The organism is Photobacterium sp. DNB23_23_1, from assembly GCF_052873815.1.
This window is the reverse complement of the sequence record NZ_JBNNXT010000116.1, coordinates 1-322: the sequence shown is the minus strand read 5'-3', so window position 1 is coordinate 322 and position 322 is coordinate 1. Positions and strand designations below refer to the sequence as shown.

The window sequence follows — 322 nt, the reverse complement described above, 5'->3', positions numbered from 1 at the left end:
TGGAGCGACACACGAGGTTCGAACTCGTGACCTCAACCTTGGCAAGGTTGCGCTCTACCAGCTGAGCTAGTGTCGCATGCTTGTATCTCAACAAGTAAATTGGTTGCGGGAGCTGGATTTGAACCAACGACCTTCGGGTTATGAGCCCGACGAGCTACCAAGCTGCTCCATCCCGCGTCCGATTTATACTCACCGTTAAAGTACGGTAACAACTATGTTTTATCGCCTTAGCAATAAAACCAACCTGGAGCGACACACGAGGTTCGAACTCGTGACCTCAACCTTGGCAAGGTTGCGCTCTACCAGCTGAGCTAGTGTCGCA

General features: G+C 51.6%; 3 tRNA genes. All 3 read right to left on the bottom strand.

Annotation, left to right across the window (positions count from 1 at the left end):
• The 3 genes from ACVA53_RS25065 to ACVA53_RS25055 all read right to left on the bottom strand — a co-directional run bounded on the left by ACVA53_RS25065 (window position 1) and on the right by ACVA53_RS25055 (window position 321).
• A tRNA-Gly gene (locus tag ACVA53_RS25065) sits at window positions 1-76 on the bottom strand.
• Between the two features lie 24 nt (window positions 77-100).
• Window positions 101-177: transfer RNA gene (locus ACVA53_RS25060), tRNA-Met, on the bottom strand.
• Between the two features lie 68 nt (window positions 178-245).
• Window positions 246-321, bottom strand: a tRNA-Gly gene (locus ACVA53_RS25055).
• Window position 322: the final 1 nt, after the last annotated feature.